17 protein-coding genes are annotated in these 17638 nt (G+C 60.7%); 12 read left to right on the top strand and 5 right to left on the bottom strand.

Annotated features, from left to right (window positions below):
* Positions 1–54 precede the first annotated feature (54 nt).
* From JFU58_RS20760 to dctM, 5 genes are all read left to right on the top strand, one after another.
* On the top strand, positions 55–1251 hold the full coding sequence (locus JFU58_RS20760) for a CaiB/BaiF CoA transferase family protein (RefSeq protein WP_201142018.1): 1197 nt from the start codon (positions 55–57) through the stop codon (positions 1249–1251).
* Between the two features lie 14 nt (positions 1252–1265).
* Positions 1266–2081, top strand: a complete 816-nt coding sequence (locus JFU58_RS20755) for an HpcH/HpaI aldolase/citrate lyase family protein (RefSeq protein ID WP_201142016.1) — start codon at positions 1266–1268, stop codon at positions 2079–2081.
* A 222-nt stretch (positions 2082–2303) separates the two neighbouring features.
* Positions 2304–3287 carry a TRAP transporter substrate-binding protein gene (locus tag JFU58_RS20750; RefSeq protein ID WP_177026121.1) on the top strand — a complete coding sequence of 328 codons (984 nt, stop codon included), beginning with the start codon at positions 2304–2306 and terminating at the stop codon, positions 3285–3287.
* Positions 3288–3477: 190 nt separating this feature from the next.
* Positions 3478–4110, top strand: a complete 633-nt coding sequence (locus JFU58_RS20745; RefSeq protein WP_003215060.1) for a TRAP transporter small permease — start codon at positions 3478–3480, stop codon at positions 4108–4110.
* Positions 4110–5390, top strand: coding sequence for a C4-dicarboxylate TRAP transporter large permease protein DctM (gene dctM / locus JFU58_RS20740; protein ID WP_010169752.1), 1281 nt, complete (start codon positions 4110–4112; stop codon positions 5388–5390). The genes JFU58_RS20745 and dctM overlap by 1 nt, the downstream gene beginning before the upstream one ends.
* A 136-nt stretch (positions 5391–5526) precedes the next feature.
* On the opposite strand, the gene ampC is transcribed toward dctM, so the two are convergent.
* On the bottom strand, positions 5527–6681 hold the full coding sequence (gene ampC, locus JFU58_RS20735) for a class C beta-lactamase (protein ID WP_201142014.1): 1155 nt from the start codon (positions 6679–6681) through the stop codon (positions 5527–5529).
* 133 nt (positions 6682–6814) lie between these two features.
* Here ampC and JFU58_RS20730 point away from each other — a divergent pair, with 133 nt between their 5' ends.
* Positions 6815–7690: a LysR family transcriptional regulator gene (locus JFU58_RS20730; protein WP_093209446.1), complete on the top strand. Its 876-nt coding sequence runs from the start codon at positions 6815–6817 to the stop codon at positions 7688–7690.
* Between the two features lie 57 nt (positions 7691–7747).
* Positions 7748–8641: a LysR family transcriptional regulator gene (locus JFU58_RS20725; RefSeq protein WP_063029615.1), complete on the top strand. Its 894-nt coding sequence runs from the start codon at positions 7748–7750 to the stop codon at positions 8639–8641.
* On the opposite strand, the gene JFU58_RS20720 is transcribed toward JFU58_RS20725, so the two are convergent.
* From JFU58_RS20720 to JFU58_RS20710, 3 genes are all read right to left on the bottom strand, one after another.
* Positions 8642–9217, bottom strand: coding sequence for a DUF1349 domain-containing protein (locus JFU58_RS20720; RefSeq protein ID WP_093209449.1), 576 nt, complete (start codon positions 9215–9217; stop codon positions 8642–8644).
* 72 nt (positions 9218–9289) lie between these two features.
* On the bottom strand, positions 9290–10792 hold the full coding sequence (locus JFU58_RS20715; protein ID WP_063029619.1) for an APC family permease: 1503 nt from the start codon (positions 10790–10792) through the stop codon (positions 9290–9292).
* Complete coding sequence (locus JFU58_RS20710) at positions 10789–12051, bottom strand: aspartate aminotransferase family protein (protein WP_177071525.1); 1263 nt, start codon at positions 12049–12051, stop codon at positions 10789–10791. Before JFU58_RS20710 ends, JFU58_RS20715 begins: the two co-directional genes overlap by 4 nt.
* 224 nt (positions 12052–12275) lie before the next feature.
* On the opposite strand from JFU58_RS20710, the gene JFU58_RS20705 reads away from it, so the two are divergent.
* Positions 12276–13469 (top strand): DUF2252 family protein, encoded by a 1194-nt coding sequence (locus tag JFU58_RS20705; RefSeq protein ID WP_063029623.1) that lies wholly within the window; start codon positions 12276–12278, stop codon positions 13467–13469.
* 125 nt (positions 13470–13594) lie between these two features.
* Positions 13595–14185 carry an acyl-homoserine-lactone synthase gene (locus JFU58_RS20700; protein ID WP_063029626.1) on the top strand — a complete coding sequence of 197 codons (591 nt, stop codon included), beginning with the start codon at positions 13595–13597 and terminating at the stop codon, positions 14183–14185.
* Positions 14186–14233: 48 nt separating this feature from the next.
* Here JFU58_RS20700 and JFU58_RS20695 read toward each other — a convergent pair whose 3' ends face one another.
* A complete protein-coding gene (locus tag JFU58_RS20695) occupies positions 14234–14959 on the bottom strand; it encodes an autoinducer binding domain-containing protein (RefSeq protein WP_063029628.1) in 726 nt (241 codons plus the stop codon).
* A 431-nt stretch (positions 14960–15390) separates the two neighbouring features.
* Between JFU58_RS20695 and JFU58_RS20690 the strand changes: the two genes are divergently transcribed.
* From JFU58_RS20690 to JFU58_RS20680, 3 genes are read left to right on the top strand one after another with little or no spacing between them, the layout of a single operon-like run.
* Positions 15391–15882 carry a PhzA/PhzB family protein gene (locus JFU58_RS20690; RefSeq protein ID WP_063029630.1) on the top strand — a complete coding sequence of 164 codons (492 nt, stop codon included), beginning with the start codon at positions 15391–15393 and terminating at the stop codon, positions 15880–15882.
* Positions 15883–15906: 24 nt separating this feature from the next.
* Positions 15907–16398: a PhzA/PhzB family protein gene (locus JFU58_RS20685; RefSeq protein ID WP_063029632.1), complete on the top strand. Its 492-nt coding sequence runs from the start codon at positions 15907–15909 to the stop codon at positions 16396–16398.
* 23 nt (positions 16399–16421) lie between these two features.
* Positions 16422–17624, top strand: a complete 1203-nt coding sequence (locus tag JFU58_RS20680; protein WP_201142012.1) for a 3-deoxy-7-phosphoheptulonate synthase — start codon at positions 16422–16424, stop codon at positions 17622–17624.
* Positions 17625–17638: the final 14 nt, after the last annotated feature.

Here is a 17638-nt window from a genome sequence, read left to right as displayed (position 1 = left end):
GTCTGGGATCTGCGCAACGCCACGTCCCTGGCTCACTGGCTTTAAGGAATCGTCATGACTGCTAATCAACGACCGTTGGACGGCATCACCGTCGTCAGCCTGGAACACGCGATTGCCGCACCGTTCTGCACCCGCCAGTTGGCCGACCTGGGCGCCCGTGTGATCAAGATCGAACGCCCGGGCGCCGGTGACTTTGCCCGAGGCTACGATGAGCGCGTGCGCGGCCTGGCGTCGCATTTCGTGTGGACCAACCGCTCCAAGGAAAGCCTGACCCTGGACCTCAAACACGATGATGCCGGGGACATCCTGGAAACCCTGCTGGCCGACGCCGACGTGCTGGTGCAGAACCTGGCACCGGGCGCTGCGGCGCGCATGGGTTTGTCATTCGAGGCGCTGCATGAGCGCTTCCCGCGGCTGATCGTCTGCGACATCTCTGGCTATGGCGAAGGCGGACCTTACGAGAAAAAGAAAGCCTACGACCTGCTGATCCAGAGTGAAGGCGGCTTTCTCTCGGTCACCGGCGGCCCGGGTGAGGACCAGATGGCCAAGGCCGGCTGTTCCATCGCCGATATCTCCGCCGGGATGTATGCCTACAGCGGCATCCTCTCGGCGCTGCTGCTGCGGGGCAAAACCGGGCAGGGCAGTCGCATCGACGTCAGCATGCTGGAAAGCCTGGTGGAGTGGATGGGCTACCCGATGTATTACGCCTTCGACGGCGCGCCCCAGCCACCGCGCGCGGGTGCGGCGCATTCGACGATTTACCCCTATGGTCCGTTTCCCACCGGCGACGGCGGCACGGTGATGCTGGGTTTGCAGAACGAACGGGAATGGGCGGCGTTCTGCGGCAAGGTGCTGCTCACGCCGGAGCTGGCCACCGATGAGCGTTTCTCGGCCAACTTCAAGCGCTCGGAAAACCGCGACGTGCTGCGTCAGATCATCGTCGACCGCTTCGCGCAGATGAGTGCCGACGCCGTGATCCAGCGCCTGGAAGACGCGCAAATCGCCAGCGCCCGGGTCAACGATATGCAAGGCGTGTGGGACCACCCGCAACTGAAGGCCCGCGACAGTTGGCGCGAAGTCGACAGCCCGGCGGGCAAGTTGCCGTCGTTGCTGCCACCGGCGCGCAATGCGGCGTTTACCCCGCGCATGGACGCGGTGCCGGGACTGGGGCAGCACAGCCAGGGGATTCTCGACCAGTTGGGTTACTCCGCTGAAGCCATCGACAGCCTGCGTGCACGCGGCGTTATCTGATAAGGAATTGAGTGATGCCAACTTCTCTTGTGCGCTCTGCGCTGTTCGTACCGGGCAGCCGGCCGGAACGTTTTACCAAGGCCTTGGCCAGTGGCGCCGATGCGGTGATTGTGGATTTTGAAGACGCGGTGGAAGAGCCGCTCAAGCGTCAGGCACGGGACAACCTCGGGGTGTTTTTGCAGGCGACGCCGGATGCGCGGGTGTGGGTGCGGATCAATGCGCCGGAGCACCCCGAGCATTTTGCCGATGTGGCGTTCTGTCAGGCCCATGCCGGGGTGGCGGGGGTGTTGCTGCCCAAGGTTGAAAGCGCGGCCCAGGTGGCCGTAGTGGCGGCAACGGGCAAAGCCATCTGGCCGATCATCGAGAGTGCGCGGGGCTTGCTGGCGGTGGCGGAAATCGCCCATGCACCGTTGGTGGAGCGCTTGTCATTCGGCGGCCTGGACCTGGCGCTGGACTTGAACCTGAGCAGCGGCTCCCCGGCCGCGCAATTTGCCCTGGACCAGGCCCGCCTCGCCTTGATCGTGCACTCCCGCGCCGCCGGGCTGGTGGCGCCACTGGACGGCGTGCACCCGGCCATCGACGACCCTGAAGGCCTGCGCCGCTCGATTCGGCATGCCTATGAAATGGGCTTTGCCGGCGCGCTGTGTATCCATCCCAGGCAAGTGGCGGTGATTCACCAGGCGTTGGCCCCCAGCGCCGAAGATTTGGCGTGGGCCAAACGGGTGGTGGAAGCCGGTGCCCATGGGGCCGGGGCCTATCAACTGGATGGGCAAATGGTGGATGCACCGGTGTTGCTGCGGGCCCAACGATTATTAGCCGCGCAACCGTAGAAATGTGGGAGCGGGCTTGCTCGCGAAAGCGGTGGGTCAGCCAGTGCATCCGGTGACTGGCACACCGCTTTCGCGAGCAAGCCCGCTCCCACATTGGTTCTCTACTGTTTGCAAGGTCGGCGTTCGTCCACGCCGAACGCAGGTATCTAAAATTCGAAATTCTCTATACGCGTGACATCAGGCACCTTGCCCTATAACACAACAATAAGAAGGTGATTTTCCATGCTCAAGCTTTCTCGGGCGCTGTTCTGCGCCGCTACCTTGTTTGCCGCGGGCCTGGCCCAGGCGGCCGACCCCATTGTGATCAAGTTCGCCCACGTCGTCGCGGAAAACACCCCAAAAGGCCAGGGCGCGTTGCTGTTCAAGAAGCTCGCTGAAGAACGCTTGCCCGGCCGGGTGAAAGTCGAGGTGTACCCGAACTCTTCACTGTTCGGCGACGGCAAGGAAATGGAAGCGCTGCTGCTGGGCGACGTGCAGATGCTGGCGCCATCCCTGGCCAAGTTTGAGCAGTACACCAAACAAGTACAGATCTACGACCTGCCATTCCTGTTCAACGACCTGGCGGCGGTCGACCGCTTCCAGGCCGCCCAGGGCAAGGCGCTGCTCACCTCCATGCAAGACAAGAACATCCTCGGCCTGGCCTATTGGCACAACGGCCTCAAGCAACTGTCGGCGAACAAGGCATTGCGTGAGCCCAAGGATGCCCGTGGCCTGAAGTTCCGGGTGCAGGCCTCCAGCGTGCTGGAAGAGCAGTTCAAGGCGATCCGCGCCAACCCGCGCAAGATGAGCTTCGCTGAGGTGTACCAAGGCTTGCAGACCGGCACCGTCAACGGCACCGAGAACACCTGGTCGAACTATGAAAGCCAGAAGGTCAACGAGGTGCAGAAGTACTTCACCGAGTCCAATCATGGCCTGATCGACTACATGGTGATCACCAACGCCAAGTTCTGGAACGGCCTGCCGCCGGATGTGCGCACCACCCTTGACCAGATCATGGTTGAAGTCACCGTCGAGGTGAACAAGCAGGCCGAAGCGCTGAACCAGTCGGCCAAGCAGAAGATCATCGACGCCAAGACCAGCGAAATCATCGAACTGACCCCCGAGCAACGCCAGCTGTGGCGCGAAGCCATGCGCCCGGTGTGGCAGAAGTTCGAAGGTGAAATCGGTGTCGACCTGATCAAGGCGGCCGACGCGTCGAACCAGTAATTTGGAGAGCACCGAGATCAAATGTGGGAGCGGCGGTGCGACGATTCGACTTGCTCGCGAATGCGGTGTATCAGTCGCCGAATGCATCAACTGAAAGACTGCATTCGCGAGCAAGCCCGCTCCCACAGTTTGATCCGGTTCCCGCCTCCAAGCCTTGCACATACCTATCTCCGCTTCGCGAGGTTTTGCCATGCAAACGCTAAGGCGCGTCTGGGAGCACCTGGAGGAAGGCTTTATCGCCATCCTGCTGGCCGCCATGACCCTGGTGACTTTTGTCTACGTCATGCTCAACAACATCTACACCCTGTTCTTTGCCCTCGCTGATAAGTGGGCGTGGAGCAGCGGATTCTTCAACGCCCTGGGTGATCACACCATGGGCTGGGCCCAGGACATGACCTGGAGCGTGGCGCTGACCAAGGCCATGTTCGGCTGGCTGATTTTCTTCGGCATCTCCTACGGTGTGCGCACCGCCGGCCACTTGGGCGTGGACGCCTTGGTCAAGCTGACGCCGCGCCGGGTGCAGCGCCTGCTGGGCATGCTCGCTTGCCTGTGCTGCCTGGCGTACGCCGGGTTGTTCATGGTCGCCAGCTACAAGTGGTTGAGTGCGGTCACCACCGCGCACATCGGCGCCGAAGACCTCGACAAGTTCGGCATCGATGTCGACGACATCGTGGTGATCGTGCCCATCGGCTTTGCCCTGGTGTTCATCCGCTACCTGGAAATCTTCTACCGCATCTTCACCCACCGCCAAACCGGGCTGGGCCTGGCCGACGAAGCCGGTGAAGCCAGCAAGTTGGCCGGCAGCCATGAGGAGCGTCACTGATGGCCGTTCTGTGTCTGTTTTTGCTGCTGTTCGTGTTCATGTTCCTCGGTGTGCCCATCGCGATCTCCCTGGGTTTGTCGGGCGCGGTGTCGATCCTGATGTTCAGCCCGGACTCGGTGAGTTCCCTGGCAATCAAGCTGTTTGAAACCTCGGACGCCTACACCTTCCTGGCGATTCCGTTCTTCCTGTTGTCGGGTGCGTTCATGACCACCGGCGGCGTGGCGCAACGGCTGATCGACTTTGCCAACGCCTGCGTCGGGCATATCCGTGGCGGGCTGGCGATTGCGGCGGTGTTGGCGTGCATGCTGTTTGCCGCGCTGTCGGGCTCATCGCCGGCGACGGTGGCGGCGGTGGGGTCGATTGCCGTGGCGGGCATGGTGCGCTCGGGTTATCCGAAGGAATTCGGCGCCGGGATCATCTGCAACGCCGGCACCCTGGGCATCCTGATTCCGCCGTCGATCGTGATGGTGGTGTACTCGGCGGCGACTGAAACCTCAGTGGGCAAGCTGTTTATGGCCGGGGTGATTCCGGGCCTGCTGCTGGGCTTGATGTTGATGGTCGCGATCTACATCGTCGCGCGCATCAAGAAGCTACCGGCCCAGCCACGGGCGACCTTTCGCGAGTGGCTGACCTGCGCCCGCCGTGCGTTCTGGGGCTTGTTGCTATTGGTGATCATCCTTGGCGGCATCTACAGCGGCATGTTCACCCCGACCGAAGCGGCGGCAGTGGCGGCGGTGTACTCGGCGTTTGTCGCGCTGTTCGTCTACAAGGACATGAAGATCAAGGATTGCCCCAAGGTGCTGCTGGAGTCCGGGCGCCTGGCGATCATGCTGATGTTTATCATCGCCAACGCCATGCTTTTTGCTCATGTGCTGACCACGGAGCAAATCCCCCAGGAAATCACCGCATGGGTGATCTCCGAAGGCCTGACGCCGATTGGTTTCCTGATCATGGTCAACGTGGTGTTGCTGGTGGCGGGCAGCTTTATGGAGCCGTCGGCGATCGTGCTGATCCTGGCGCCGATCTTCTTCCCGATCGCGATGAAGCTGGGGATCGACCCGATTCACCTGGGGATTGTGATGGTGGTCAACATGGAGATTGGCCTGGTGCATCCACCGGTGGGGCTGAACCTGTTTGTGACTTCGGCGGTGACCGGGCTGACGCTGGGGCAGACCATTCGCGCGGCGTTGCCGTGGCTGATGATTTTGCTGGTGTTCCTGATCATGGTGACCTACCTGCCGTTCATCTCCCTGGCCTTGCCGCACTGGTTGGGGATGTAAGCACAACTCAAATCACGCCACAAAACACTGTGGGAGCGGGCTTGCCCGCGATGAGGGAGTGTCAGCCAGCACAGGTGCCGACTGATACACCTCCATCGCGGGCAAGCCCGCTCCCACATTTGATGTGTGCAGGAATTTATTTATCCATCGCACTCAAGATTGCATGGGCCACTTTCACCCGTTCGGCATTCGGGTAGTTTTTGTTCGCCAGGATCACCACCCCCAGGCCTTTGCTTGGCACGTACGCCACGTAGGCGCCAAAGCCACTGGTGGCGCCAGTCTTGTTCACCAGCGTGTCGGCATGGGGCGCTTGCGGTGGTGTCAGCCAGCTGACCTTGTGGGGCTGGAAGGCCATTTGCGCCGAGTTGCCTTCAGTCAATGCATCCAGCGTGATCGGGTAGGGGTACATCTCCCAGCCGAGGCCCTGGGTCATGCCATCCACCGTGTAGTAACCGGTGTGGGTCGCGGCAATCGCCTGTTGCAGGGGCTTTTCCAGCTTCGCCGAGTGCATGTTCACTTCAACGTACTGAATCAGGTCCGAGGTGCTGGTCTTGATGCCGTAGGCTTCGGCGTCGAGGGCGCCAGGGCCGACGCGCACTGGTTTGCCGGCCTTGTCGTAACCTTGGGCGTACAGGTTCATTTGCGCCTTGGGCACGGTGATAAAGGTGTGCTTGAGGCCGAGTTTCGGCAGCAGGGTCTGCTCCATCAAGCGGTCAAACGGCTGGCTGAGGCTCTGTGCTGCCAGGTGGCCGAACAGGCCGATACTCGGGTTGGAGTAGAGGCGTTGGGTGCCGGGGGCGAAATCCGGTTTCCAGTGCTGGTAATAGCTGATCATCTTGCCGGTGTTATCGGACTCTTCGGGGAATTGCAGCGGCAAGCCACCCGCAGTATAGGTGCCGAGGTTGAGCAGGCTGATGTGGTCAAACTTGTCGCCGCGCAATGCCGGCAGGTATTGGCTGGCCGGGTCTGACAGTTTCAGCTTGCCGTTGGCCAGGGCATAGCCGGCGAGGGTGGCGGTGAAGGTCTTGCTCAGCGAGCCGATTTCAAACAGGGTGTTTTCGGTGACGGGCTGCTTGCTCTCCTTGTTGGCGACGCCGTAGTTAAAGTATTGCGCCTTGCCGTTCTGTATCACCGCGACCGACAGGCCGGCGATGTCCTGTTGCTGCATCAGGGGTTCGACGGTACTGTCGACCACCTGGCGAATATCGGTGGCGGCCATGCAGTTGCCGGCGCCGAGCAATAAGGCGAATATCGTGGTGTTGCGCACGGTTGGGAAAATGGATGTGTACATGATGACGTGACTTCCATGAAGGTGATCGGGTGAATACCGTTGCCTGCGCAGGCGCCGCAAATTTAGGCAGTTTGTGATCCGGCGGCAAACGATGATATCTCGCAACAGCCATTAGAAAAATTAGGGTCAAGCCATGCTCCGTTCCCATTTGCCTCTCAACGCACTGCGGGCCTTCGAGGCTTCCGCACGGCATTTGAGTTTTACCCGGGCGGCGATTGAGTTGTGCGTCACCCAGGCGGCGGTCAGTCACCAGGTGAAAAGCCTGGAGGCGCAGCTCAATATCACGCTGTTCAAACGCCTGCCTCGGGGCCTGATGCTCACCAGCGAGGGCGAGACCTTGCTGCCGGTGCTGCGGGAATCCTTCGACCGCATTGCTCAAACCTTAGGCCAGTTTGAAGGCGGGCATTACCGCGAAGTCTTGACGGTGGGCGCGGTGGGCACCTTTGCGGTGGGCTGGCTGTTGCCGCGGCTTGCGGATTTCCAGGCGCGCTACCCGTTTATCGACCTGCGCCTGTCCACCAACAACAACCGTGTCGATGTGGCGGCCGAAGGCCTGGATTACGCGATTCGCTTTGGTGCAGGTGCATGGCACGGCACCGAGGCGTGCCAATTGCTGGAGGCGCCGCTGACGGTGTTGTGCGTGCCGCAACTCGCCCGGCAATTGCAGACCCCGGCGGACCTGTTGAAGCATACGTTGCTGCGGTCCTACCGCGCGGATGAGTGGACGCAGTGGTTCCAGGCCGCCGGGTTGCCGGCTGACACGCTGGTGCCGCGCAGTATCGTTTTCGACTCGTCCCTGGCGATGATGGAGGCAGCGCTGCAAGGGGCGGGGGTGGCGCTGGCCCCGGCGATGATGTTCAGCCGGCAGTTGGCGACGGATGTGATCCGGCAGCCGTTCGAGGTGGGCATCACCACCGGCAGTTATTGGCTGACGCGCTTGCAGTCCCGGGCCGAGACACCGGCGATGCTGGCGTTCAAGGCGTGGTTGCTTGAGATCGCCATGAACTAGTCCCTCGCCACAGGTTATTCTCCCACTCGGTCTGCCCACTGATCATAAGAGGCTGCAATGCAAACTTCCGGCGTGGACATCCGTCAACTCAAGGCCTTCGTGGTGGTGGCCGAGGAACTCAGCTTCGTGCGTGCCGCGACCCGCCTGCATGTCTCGCAACCGGCGCTGTCCCAGACTATCCGCCAGTTTGAGGCGCTGCTGGACGTACAACTGTTCCAACGCAACACCCGCAACGTGGCATTGACCGAGGCGGGCCTGGCCTTGCTGGTAGAAGCGCGGGATATCGTCAATGGCGTAAGCCGCCTGGTACGCACCGCCCAGGAACATGCGCGCGGGGTGCGCGGTTCCTTGAATATTGGTTTCCTGATCGGCGCCGGTGTGGACCTGATGCCACAGATCCTCAGTGTGTTCGCCAAGCGCTACCCGGAGATCGAATTGGTGGTGCGCGAGTATGACTTCGGTTCGCCCCATGCCGGGATCGACGAGGGCATGGATGTCTCGGTGCTGCGCCCGCCACTGGGCCTGGCCGACATCGAGTTGCACACCCTGGTGACCGAACCCTGCGTGGCGTGCCTGGCGTCCAGTCATCGGCTGGCCGGGGAGAGCAGCGTAAGCATCTACGACGTGTTGGAAGAGCCGATTATTGCCGCGCCGGGGGTGGGTGTGTGGCGCAGTTTCTGGACCGCAGACGCGTACCGCAATGGCCAGCCGGCGCGGATCGTCCATGAAGCTTCGACGGTGGAGACCGAGTTGCAGGCGGTGGCGTCGGAGCGGGGGATCAGTATCACCGCGCTGTCCACTGCACGTTTTTATGCGAGGCCCGGCCTGGCGTTCCCGGTGATCAGCGATATGCCGATGTGTGAAGTGGCAGTGGCGTTGCCGCCACAACCGAGTGTGGCGGCGCGCAACTTTGCCGAGTTGGCGATGGAAGTGGCGAGCAGCCGGCGTTAGTCAGGACAGGTCATGCAGGGATTTGCCGTTGGGTGCACCCACCTGCAGTTCGGAAAACTCCACCTCCAGCCCGCCACGTTCCGGCGTGCAGCAATAAGGCCCCACCTGATACGACGCAGCCACGGGGAACGGCGCCAGGCGCACTAACGGCCAGCTCACGCCATCCACCGACACCTGCACACGCAACACGCCCTTGGCCACCGTGACGCGAATCCAGAACGCTTCGGGATTCCCTGGGAACACCCCGGTGGCCCAGTCCGACACGCCATCAGTCAATACGCTGCTCAACAGCGTCACACCGTCGGACAGTTCCGCACCGATCTTCACCCAATGCGCTTCATCCACCCGCACCATCAACCCGGCCTGGTCATACAGGTGGGTAAACTCACTGTGGATTTTGACTTGGGCGGTAAAGTCGCCGTCGGTTTCAACAAACAGGAAATGCCCGTTGTCGCGCACAAAACCATAGTGGGTTTCACGCCAGAAATCGGTACTGGCATCGGTGCGGACCTTGAGTCGCTCGCCTTCTCGGCGCCAATGCTGGGGTTGATTGAGCCAGCTGGCCTGTTCAAACATCGGGAAGCTCCTTGGAGGTGACAAGACAAAACCCCGGTGTTCGGGGTTTTGTCTTTTGGCTGCAATCAGCGGCTAGTGGTCGAGCAATTTGCCGCTCGGCCCGGCGGTGCCATTGTTAAGGCGCGTGCGCAGTGAAAACAACCACCACAACACGCCCACGCCGAGTGTAACCCCGGTAGTGATAGCGCCAGTGTGGCTTTCTTCCGGCACGCTCAGGGTCAGGATCACCGCGATGGCCCACAGGCCGCCGAGGATAATCATCGGCAGCAACCAGCGGCCCAGGCTGAACACGCCCGCAGGCGCCCCCGGCATCCGGCCGTTTTTATAGGCCAGGTACGCGGCAATCAGCGTCAGCAGGTAAGTGCAGTAGTAGGTCAGGCCGACCATCGAGTAGATCGCCGTGACAAACCCGCCACTCGCCAGGTTCAGCAGCACGGCGATGGCGGTGATCAGCACGATGGCGGCGACCGGCGTGCCGAAGTGCGGGTTGATCTTCGCCAGCACCTTGGAGCCCGGCAGCATGTTGTCCCGGGACAGGGCGAAGGTCATGCGCGTGGCCACCGCCATGTTGGCGATCAGGCAGGCGAGGATCGAGGCGAAAGCGATCACGATCATGCCCACGCCGGCGGCATTGCCCAGTTGCAGGCGCACGATATTGATCACCGGGTTTTCGCTGTGGCTGAGCAGTTCGCTGACCGAGCCCGGGATCGCGATGCTCAGCAAGGCGAACACCACGAAGCCCAATACGCTGGACACCAGCACCGCACGAATCATCGCCCGGGGCGCGGCGCGGCGTGGGTCCTTGGTTTCCTCGGACAGGTCGGCGGCGCCTTCCCAACCCAGCAGCACCGAGACCGGCAGCAAGGTGGCGAGCGCGATGGTGGTGAAGCTGAGCGTGCCGCCGCTCACTGGTTGCGCGGAGGTCAGGATCGCCACGCCCTGGGTGTGCTCGAAGAAGAAAAACACCCCGAAGAACAACGCAATCGCCAGCAGTACCGTGCCGATGATTTCGATGATCGCGCCGATGTCATTGATCCGGGTGGCCAGGCGAATCCCGCAGATATTCAGCAAGCCCACCACCAGCGTGGCGCCGATGCTCAGGCCCTGGATCTGACCCTGTGTCGGGTTGGCCCAGATCTCCGGTGCGAACACCGTACCGATGGCCGCCGAGGTGGCGGCTGTACCGGCGACAAACGAGGTGAACGCCACCCAGCCGGTAAACCAGCCGAAGTGATTGCCCGCCAACCGGCTGGACCATTGGTAGGCGTAGCCGGTGAGCGGAATGCGCCCGGCCAGGTGGCAGTAGACCATGACGATGCAGCACACCAGCGGGATCACCAACAGCCACAGGAGGATGCCGATGCCCCCGACGCGGTTGAACGGGTCGGCGAACAGCGTGACCACGCCGGTGTTGATCGAGACCATGGAAAAGGCCAGGGCAAACGAGGTGAACGAGCTCATGGTGCGGTGCATTTTTTGCTCGTAGCCGAGGCTGGCGAGGTCGGCGTCGTCGCTGGACAGCGGGGCCTGGGCATTCGGCGGGGCGGTCACGGTGTTTTCAACGAAAGTGCTCATGGCCGTTGCTCCTCGATGATGCCGATCACCTCGTCCAGCACGTCGAGGGCCTTGGCCAGCAACGGGCGTTCGATATCCAGCGCAGGCTTGACCTTGATCAGGTTGCCCAAACCGGCATAACGGCTTTCGCCAAACAATACGCCGCGCTCCACCCCAAGGCGATACACCTCCTGGGATTCCCGGCAGGCCGGTTCCTTGGTGGTGCGGTCCTTGACCAGTTCGATGGACGCCATCAGTCCGGGGCAGCGCACGTCGCCGATCAGCGGGTGGCGGGTTTGCATCTCCTTGAGGCGGGCGGTGATGTAGTCGCCGGAGTCCCGGGCTTTTTCGCAGAGGTTGTCGGCGACGATGGCTTCCACCGCGGCGTAGCCGGCAGCCAGCGAGACCGGGAAGTGGCCGAAGGTCAGGGCTTCTTCACCTTCGTCGAACCACTTGAGCTTGTCGTCGGCGAGGATCCCGGCCAAGGGGAAGCCGCCGCCGACGCCTTTGCCGAACACGATGATGTCGGGCAGCACGTCGTAATAGTCCGCAGCGAACATAGTGCCCATGCGCCCGAAACCGGTTTGCACTTCATCAAAAATCAGCAACACGCCGAGGCGGTCGCAGATCTCGCGTACGCCCTTGTAGTAGGAACGGGGAAATTCGATGTGCCCGCCATTGCCCTGGATCGGTTCCATCATCACCGCCGCCACGCCACCGTCGACGCCTTTGAGGATGGTTTCTTCCAGCAGGCCGAGGCACAGCTGCGACTCGGTTTCCGGATCCATGCCCAGGCGCGTGCGGTACGGGTTGGGATGCGGCACGCGAGTAAAGCGCGGTTGAATTGCCAGGAACGGGTTGTTCGGATGCGGCCAACTGGCACCGAGGGTGGCCAGGGAGCGGCCATGGTAGCCGTCTTGCAGCACCAGCAGGTTTTGCGCGCCGGGGCGGTTCTTGAAGGCCAGTTTCATCGCCATTTCACCGGCGAGGCTGCCATGCAGGGCGAAGCCCATTTGGTTGAGGGAACCCGGGGAGACTTCCCGCAGCTTTTTCACCAGCCGGGTGTGGGCCGGTGAACCAAAATTGGGGCGGATGTGGGTCATTTCGCGCAATTGCGCGACGGCGGCTTCCACCACCCGAGGGTCATTGGCCCCCAGGTTGTTTGACCAGGCCTGGGCGGTACAGTCGATGTATTCCTTGCCCTGATCGTCCCATACCAGCGAACCTCTGGCCTTGACCAGGTTGATCTTGGCGGGTGCGGTGTTCATCACTTCATTCATCTGCTTTATCTCTTTTGTTAGGGCGGCAGTGTTTGGGGATGTGTGCAGTTAGGGTTGTGACTCGCTGCATCGAGTTGACCCGATGCTAGCCCTGGGGACGGGAGGAATAGAAAGACCGATTGCAGTGGGATTGATTGGTGTGGCTTATTAATAAAATCCGCTGAAACAAAATGAAACATTTGTCGCGGGCCAGCCTCTACCGTATCTCCACGACGAGTACCTCTATGAAAATTCCGCGTCCCTCTTCGCGAATGCCCCACCTCACGCAACTGCGCAACCTGAAGATGGCGCGCTCCGCCCACGCTTATGTGCGGGGCAGTACGGTTCAGTTTTATGAGTGGCTGCACAGCCAGCGCGGGCGGCGCTTGCCCCACGGGCCGGCGATCTGGATCTGCGGCGACTGCCACGCCGGTAACCTCGGGCCCACGGGCGATACCAAGGGCCGGATCGACATGCATATCCGCGACCTTGACCAGGCAGTGATCGGCAACCCGGCCCATGACCTGGTGCGCCTGGCGCTGTCCCTGGCTACGGCTGCCCGGGGTTCGGACCTGCCGGGGGTGACCACCGCCCGCATGCTTGAAGAGATGATGGTGGGCTACGCGCAGGCGTTTAAGGACAAGCCCGACGAGGCACCGCCGCGTCCGTCCCAGGTCAAGGCCGGGATGCGCAGTGCGGTGGAGCGCACCTGGAAGAACCTGGCCCGCGAACGTATCGAAAACACCCGGCCGACGATTCCGTTGGGCAAGCATTTCTGGTCGTTGTCCCGGGCGGAAAAGTCAGCGCTTGAGACGTTGTGCGCTTCGGATGAAATCCACCGGTTGGTGACTTCGCTCAAAGGCCGATCCAACGATGACGAGGTTGAGCTGCTGGACTCGGCGTACTGGGTCAAGGGTTGCAGCTCCCTCGGGTTGTTGCGGTATGCGGTGTTGTTGGGGGTAGGGGACCAGGACGATCAGGAATACTGCCTGCTCGATATCAAGGAAGCGGTAGGGGCTGCAGCGCCGCGGGCGGCACGGGCGAAGATGCCTCGGGATAATGGCCGGCGAGTGGTGGAGGGCGCCAGGCACCTGTCACCGGCGTTGGGGGAACGGATGCTGGCGACGCGGTTTCTGGATCACGGTTTTTTTATCCGCGAGTTGTTGCCCCAGGACATGAAGCTGGAACTGGATGAGTTGAGCGAGATTGATGCAATGCACGCGGCCGGGTACCTGGCGCGGGTGGTCGGCGTGGCGCATGCACGGCAGATGGACCGGGATACGCGCAAGGACTGGATGGCGGTGTTGCAGGAGAACCGGTCGAAGCAGCTGGATGCGCCGTCGTGGTTATGGACCAGTGTGGTGCAGTTGGTGGGGAACCATGAGGAAGGGTATCTCAACCACTGCCGGCAGTACGCGCTGGAACAGGCCAGACGCTGATCAGCGGGCGGGCGTTCAGCGGCGAAGGTCATGCCAACTCACCCTACAAGATCTTGTAGGTGCCAAGGCTGACCAAGTCCTCTATAAAAAACCGCACTTCCCCCAGCCCCAAGGAACTCCCAGCCATGCACATGGAAGAGCACACGCTGAGCGAAATGAGCGACGAACTTAAACTCATGCTAGGCCGCTTTCGGCACGAACAATTCGTCGAGAAACTCGGATGGCGACTGCCTGTCCATCCGCACCAGGCCGGTTGTGAATGGGATCAATACGATACCGAGCACGCCCGCTACGTGCTGGCGTTCAACGAGCACTGCGCAATCATCGGCTGCGCCCGCCTGATACCCACCACACTTCCCAACCTGCTGGAGGGCGTTTTCAGCCATACCTGCGCAGGGACACCGCCCAAGCATCCGGCCATCTGGGAAATGACACGCTTCACCACCCGCGAACCGCAATTGGCCATGCCGTTGTTCTGGAAAAGCCTCAAGATCGCCAGCCTGGCGGGCGCCGATGCCATAGTCGGAATCGTCAACAGCACGATGGAGCGCTATTACAAAATCAACGGGGTCAACTACGAACGACTGGGGCCGGTCACCATGCACGAAGACGAAAAAATCCTCGCCATCAAACTCTCGGCTCACCGTGAACACCACCGCGGTGCTTGCCCACCGTCAGCCTTCATGTCCGGCGCATTATTGAAACAGACCGCTTGAAACACGCCGAGTCGTCCGTTTGATCGACTCGGCGATTATCGACGAACCTCAGATATAGCCCAGCGCAACGGCGTAAGACACGGCTTGCACGCGGTTGCTGGCGCCGATTTTGCGCTGGATGTTGCGGTGATGGTAATTCACGGTGTCGGTGCACACGCCCATGATCACGCCAATTTCCTCCGAGGTCTTGCCGTCTGCGGTCCAGCGCAGCACATCACACTCCCGCCCACTGAATTCCACATCCGTGTTGAACACACGAACGTCACTCTCCAGCTCGGAGATTTTCTCGTGGGCTGCGGCGGCAAACGCTTTGGTCACTGGCTTCAATGCTTCGAACTCTTGAAGGCTGATGACGTTGTCCTTGCGCGCCAGGCTCAACACCCCGACGCGCCCCTGGGTGCTGAATGAAGGTTGTGCCAGGCCGTGGCAGAGATTCGAGTCGTTGGCTTCAGACCACAGGTGCGGGCAACTCCGGAATAGCTCATTGCTCCACAAAATGGGGGCCGACGAGACTTTGCTGTGTTTCACCGTGGGGTCGATCGTCGCGTAGTTGGCTGCCTGATATCGCCGTATCCAGTCCTCGGGATAATTGCTGTACATATAGGTCTTGGGGCGCATGAACGGCGTCGCGCTGCACATGCCATAGGCAAAAAAATCAAACCGTAGTTCACGTAAAGCCTGCAACGCGACAGCAGTAAATTCCTGCATATTCATGGTTTGCGCAAAGATACTGTAAAAATACGCATCCCATCCCAACAGCTGTCCTAATTCCATTTTGAACACCTTAAAAGTTGGAAACGAGTCGTGAGACTAGACCAACCTGAACTCATGTCAACACACAAAACTGCGCGGTCATAGACACCTTCGCGCTAGCACTAGATTTCTTATGTCTAACTCAACTAACTAGCCATAGGCCATTGATAGCCTGACGATGCTGGTTGGCCATTGCCGACGCTCGGTCGACGAATGCGCCTTGCGATTCATAATAATGCAACAGTCCATCTGACGAATCTCAGTCCGTTTATTTTCACCCGAGCCCTACAAGATCTGGTAGTTCCAACCTCAAGAAAAGCAGGTGTATAAACAACACCCCGCAACACAACCACGAAGGCGCAAAGTTAAAATCTGTAAATGCCGCCGTACGCAATTAACTAAATATTTACTTGATTTCCAAAAAATCAATTCAACTAAGGAGAACGCTGCCCATGCCTACTTCGCTTTCCGCTAGTGGCTTTAATGATCAGCTTGAACTTCGCCGAAAAAATCGGGCCACCGTCGAGCAGTACATGCGAACCCATGGCAAAGATCGCCTGCGGCGTCATGAGTTGTTCACTCCCAATGGCAGTGGCGGCTCGTGGAACACAGAAACCGGCGAACCCCTTGTATTCAAGGGCCATGCCAAACTCGCCGCCCTTGGAGTATGGCTGGAAAAGTGCTTTCCAGACTGGCAGTTTCATAACGTCCGGGTGTTTGAAACCGACAACCCCAACCACTTCTGGGTGGAAAGCGACGGCCGTGGCAAAACCCGGGTGCCCGGTTATCCGGAAGGTTATTGCGAAAACCATTACATCCATTCCTTCGAACTGGACAATGGCAAGATCACGCAGAACCGTGAGTTCATGAACCCCTTCGAGCAACTTCGCGGCCTGGGCATTCCCGTGCCAAAAATCAAACGTGAAGGTATTCCCGCCTCATAAGCCCCTGAACATTGGAGAGTGAACATGCCTACTAATGCCGTGCGACAACTAACCGCAAGTGACACCACTGAACTTCGCCGCAAGAACCGCGCCACGGTCGAGCAATACATGCGTACCAAAGGTCAGGACCGCCTGCGCCGCCATGAATTGTTTACCGAAGACGGCTCGGGTGGTTTATGGACCACGGATACCGGCGCGCCCATTGTCATCAGTGGCAAAGCCAAGTTGGCCGAACATGCTGTTTGGTCGCTCAAGTGCTTCCCGGATTGGGAGTGGTACAACGTCAAAGTATTTGAAACCGATGACCCCAATCATATTTGGGTCGAGTGCGATGGTCACGGCAAGATCCTCTTTCCGGGTTACCCGGAAGGGTATTACGAGAACCACTTCCTGCATTCTTTCGAGCTGGAAGACGGCAAGGTAAAACGCAATCGCGAGTTCATGAACGTCTTTCAACAACTGCGCGCCTTGGGCATTCCAGTACCGCAGATCAAGCGTGAAGGCATTCCTACGTAATCCTTTGGGAGAGTGATCGCATCATGGAAGACTTACTGAAACGGGTTCTAAGTTGTGAAGCGTTCCAGCAGCCTCAATGGAGCGAACCCTCACAATTGCATGACGCGCAGGCCTACCTCAGGGACAGCGCGTCACTGATTCGCGTCGAAGACATCCTGGTCTTGCGTGCCACCTTGGCCAGGGTCGCGGCCGGCGAAGCGATGATCATCCAGTCCGGTGACTGCGCTGAGGACATGGATGAAAGCGCTGCCGGCCATGTGGCCCGCAAAGCTGCGGTGCTGGACATCCTCGCCGGAGCGTTCCGGCTGGTGACCCAGCAACCGGTGGTGCGGGTAGGGCGGATTGCCGGGCAGTTTGCCAAGCCGCGTTCCAACAACAGCGAACGCATCGGCGATGTCGAGTTGCCGGTGTATCGCGGTGACATGGTCAACGGCCGCGAGGCGGTCTGCGGCCATCGCCAGCATGATGCGCAACGCCTGGTTCGCGGCTATCGCGCCGCGCAGGACATCATGCAACACCTGGGCTGGAAAGAACCGGCCGGCAAGGAACAGCTCAGCGGCTCTCCCGCCTGGACCAGCCATGAGATGCTGGTGCTCGACTACGAATTGCCGCAAGTGCGCCAGGACGAACAGGGCCGGGTATTTCTCGGTTCAACCCACTGGCCGTGGATCGGCGAGCGTACCCGTCAGTTGACCGGCGCTCACGTGGCCCTGCTCAGCGAAGTGCTCAACCCGGTGGCCTGCAAGGTCGGCCCGGACATCACCCACGACCAGATACTGAGCCTGTGCGAACGCCTGGACCCCAGGCGCGAACCCGGTCGGCTGACCCTGATTGCCCGCATGGGCGCCCACAAGGTCGCCGATCGCCTGCCGCCGCTGGTTGAAGCGGTGCGCCTGGCTGGCCACAAGATCATCTGGCTCAGCGACCCGATGCACGGCAACACCATCGTCGCGCCCTGCGGCAACAAGACCCGCATGGTGCAGACCATCACCGAGGAAATCGCCGCCTTCAAGCATGCCGTGACCTCGGCCGGTGGCGTGGCTGCCGGCCTGCACCTGGAAACCACCCCCGATGACGTCAGCGAGTGCGCCTCCGATGCCGCCGGCCTGAGTCAGGTTGCCAGCCACTACAAAAGCCTGTGCGACCCACGCCTGAACCCCTGGCAAGCCATTACTGCGGTGATGGCCTGGAAAAACCTGCCTTCCTCCACCCATGCTTCCCTTTGACTGGAGTTTGTCGC

The organism is Pseudomonas sp. TH34 (genome assembly GCF_016650865.1).
Classification (GTDB): domain Bacteria; phylum Pseudomonadota; class Gammaproteobacteria; order Pseudomonadales; family Pseudomonadaceae; genus Aquipseudomonas; species Aquipseudomonas yamanorum.
The sequence above is the reverse complement of the archived record's forward strand: the minus strand, read 5'-3'. Positions and strand labels throughout refer to the sequence as shown.

Excerpts from the sequence above, each read along its gene's own strand:
- ampC (WP_201142014.1), bottom strand. The coding sequence starts at position 6,681 with ATGTACACATCCATTTTCCCAACCGTGCGCAACACCACGATATTCGCC.
- JFU58_RS20715 (WP_063029619.1), bottom strand. The coding sequence starts at position 10,792 with ATGAGCACTTTCGTTGAAAACACCGTGACCGCCCCGCCGAATGCCCAG.
- JFU58_RS20700 (WP_063029626.1), top strand. The coding sequence starts at position 13,595 with ATGCACATGGAAGAGCACACGCTGAGCGAAATGAGCGACGAACTTAAA.
- JFU58_RS20690 (WP_063029630.1), top strand. The coding sequence starts at position 15,391 with ATGCCTACTTCGCTTTCCGCTAGTGGCTTTAATGATCAGCTTGAACTT.
- JFU58_RS20745 (WP_003215060.1), top strand. The coding sequence starts at position 3,478 with ATGCAAACGCTAAGGCGCGTCTGGGAGCACCTGGAGGAAGGCTTTATC.
- JFU58_RS20685 (WP_063029632.1), top strand. The coding sequence starts at position 15,907 with ATGCCTACTAATGCCGTGCGACAACTAACCGCAAGTGACACCACTGAA.
- JFU58_RS20710 (WP_177071525.1), bottom strand. The coding sequence starts at position 12,051 with ATGAATGAAGTGATGAACACCGCACCCGCCAAGATCAACCTGGTCAAG.
- dctM (WP_010169752.1), top strand. The coding sequence starts at position 4,110 with ATGGCCGTTCTGTGTCTGTTTTTGCTGCTGTTCGTGTTCATGTTCCTC.
- JFU58_RS20730 (WP_093209446.1), top strand. The coding sequence starts at position 6,815 with ATGCTCCGTTCCCATTTGCCTCTCAACGCACTGCGGGCCTTCGAGGCT.
- JFU58_RS20695 (WP_063029628.1), bottom strand. The coding sequence starts at position 14,959 with ATGGAATTAGGACAGCTGTTGGGATGGGATGCGTATTTTTACAGTATC.
- JFU58_RS20680 (WP_201142012.1), top strand. The coding sequence starts at position 16,422 with ATGGAAGACTTACTGAAACGGGTTCTAAGTTGTGAAGCGTTCCAGCAG.
- JFU58_RS20755 (WP_201142016.1), top strand. The coding sequence starts at position 1,266 with ATGCCAACTTCTCTTGTGCGCTCTGCGCTGTTCGTACCGGGCAGCCGG.
- JFU58_RS20750 (WP_177026121.1), top strand. The coding sequence starts at position 2,304 with ATGCTCAAGCTTTCTCGGGCGCTGTTCTGCGCCGCTACCTTGTTTGCC.
- JFU58_RS20705 (WP_063029623.1), top strand. The coding sequence starts at position 12,276 with ATGAAAATTCCGCGTCCCTCTTCGCGAATGCCCCACCTCACGCAACTG.
- JFU58_RS20725 (WP_063029615.1), top strand. The coding sequence starts at position 7,748 with ATGCAAACTTCCGGCGTGGACATCCGTCAACTCAAGGCCTTCGTGGTG.
- JFU58_RS20720 (WP_093209449.1), bottom strand. The coding sequence starts at position 9,217 with ATGTTTGAACAGGCCAGCTGGCTCAATCAACCCCAGCATTGGCGCCGA.
- JFU58_RS20760 (WP_201142018.1), top strand. The coding sequence starts at position 55 with ATGACTGCTAATCAACGACCGTTGGACGGCATCACCGTCGTCAGCCTG.